Origin of the sequence: Stieleria mannarensis (assembly GCF_014154935.1) — a bacterium.
Lineage (GTDB): Bacteria > Planctomycetota > Planctomycetia > Pirellulales > Pirellulaceae > Stieleria > Stieleria mannarensis.
Genome location: NZ_JACEHH010000127.1, coordinates 1 through 1900, shown reverse-complemented (window position 1 = coordinate 1900; position 1900 = coordinate 1). Strand labels below are relative to the sequence as shown.

The window sequence follows — 1900 nt, the reverse complement described above, 5'->3', positions numbered from 1 at the left end:
CCCCTTCTATGGTCCCGGGTTTGCCAAGGGGTTAAGTCGTGATTTTTCGTTTTTTTCATAGTGAAAAAGGGTTGCCGTGAGCCCCTTGCGCCGTCGCACCAGCCCTGCATGTGCTGCGTTGAGGGGCGGCGGTTCGGCGATGGCGAGGGGGCTTTTCGTCGATCCGGAGTTCCCGCCGCATCAGATGTCGCCTCGTGAACCCAGGCTTGTTCGCACTTCCGTTTGTAAGTCAACACTTGATCCGGCATCTCGTTGCGCGCGTTGACGCGGTAAACGCGTCGATGACAACCTTCTATCCGTCACAGTGGACCATGGTCCCATGGCCCCCGTTAAACCTAATGCCGTTTTCGTTCGTTCGCGAACGTTCGGCAACGAGATCCGACGACGGGTAACCCATCTCTCCAACAGGAGCCGGCAAGGCTCCCCTGGGGAAGCAACGGCACCCGTCACCGGATTCGTGTTGTGTCTTACTTTCTTGTCAATGCATTTGGCTTGGGTGAGCTGAGGGACTCCTGCAAGTCAGCGGTTCGGTCAATCAAAAAGGGGTGTTTGAAACATGTCTCGATTGGGTCAAGCTGATGGGAGCGGCCGGGGAATCAACGAAGGCGAACGGGCAAACGACAATTGCCCGCTCAGTTTCGCGCCCGCGGGTATTTCCTCGTCAATCAAAAACTTCCGCAACGCAATGAGTAACTTTCGAGCCAACGCCACGATCCCACGCTTCTTGTTCCTGCTGGTGCCATCGTTGAACTTAGCGTGATACCATTTTGAAAGCTCGCTTTGCGGCTGAAACTGGAGCCAGCCCCAAGCGGCTTCGATCATCAAGACACGCAGTTCACCGCGTCCGGCTTTGCTGATGCCTTGCTCTTTGCTGCTATCGCCACTGTCGTGCGGCGTCGGGACCAGACCGACCAAGGCGGCGAGTTGTTTGTTGTTCTTGATGTTGCGCCATGAAAAAAGTTCCGAAGCAAGTGTCCAGGACAAAACCGGACCGACCCCGCAAAGCTGAATCAGTTTGGCGGCCAGGGTTGCGGTGCGTGAAGGGGATTCCGGTTGTTTGTCCAGGTTTTCATTCTCCTGAGCAGCGTCGGCTTTGATAGCGGCTCGAATCAAGTTGGCCTGCTCAGCTTGTAAGTCACGGATCTGCTCGTTGACGAGTTGAATCCGTTTGAATTCTCGCGTCAGGGACGCTTGGAGCCTTGGCATGAGGGGACGATTATCGGCGGTCCGAAACTTAGCGAGATTGGCTTCAAAGTCGGCAGTGATGGTGACGCTCTTGATGCCTTGTCCGTTGAGGTACGATTTGATCCGGCAGATGTGCGCAGTACGCTCCTTCTTCAAGATACGCATTTCTCGATTCAACATTCGTTCGTCCTCGTCAATGTGGCTTGGAATGTGAATCATCTGACATGCGAACATGTCACCGCTGAGCTTGCGAATCAACGCCGCGACGATCTTGGAGGCATCAATGCGATCGGTTTTGGCCCGTTTTTTTCTTCGATTGACCTGGATCGAGGCTGCGTCAACGATCGAGTTTTCGACCCCGTTGGCAACTAAGCATCGATGGACCCAGAATCCGTCGCGTCCGGATTCGTAGCAACACGCCACGGGGCAGTCTTCATCAAGCCCGAAGCGTTGTTTTGCGCGGAGAATCTCGGCTTCAAGTTTTTCAAAATTTCCCGAGAGCATACTCTTGACGCTGGGCTTGCGGCCCAGTGAATCCGAAAAGGCAACCACCCAGGTTCTTTCGGAAAGTTCAAGCCCGATATACAGGCAGTTCGGGCGGGTGATACACTGATTTTGCGGGGTCGCAGTCATGTTACGCTCCTAAAGTTTGCGTGAAGAACAAACCCAGAGTATCGCATCTGCGACCTCGTCTTTCGACTCATAGCATCTCTCC

General features: G+C 54.5%; 1 protein-coding gene. It reads right to left on the bottom strand.

Annotation, left to right across the window (positions count from 1 at the left end):
• Positions 1–570: 570 nt before the first annotated feature.
• Entirely contained in the window at positions 571–1818 is a 1248-nt protein-coding gene (locus H1B37_RS32630) for an IS110 family RNA-guided transposase (RefSeq protein WP_182871455.1), read from the bottom strand.
• Between the last annotated feature and the right edge of the window lie 82 nt (positions 1819–1900).

Coding starts and splice junctions, on each gene's coding strand:
- H1B37_RS32630 (WP_182871455.1), bottom strand. CDS start 1,818: ATGACTGCGACCCCGCAAAATCAGTGTATCACCCGCCCGAACTGCCTG.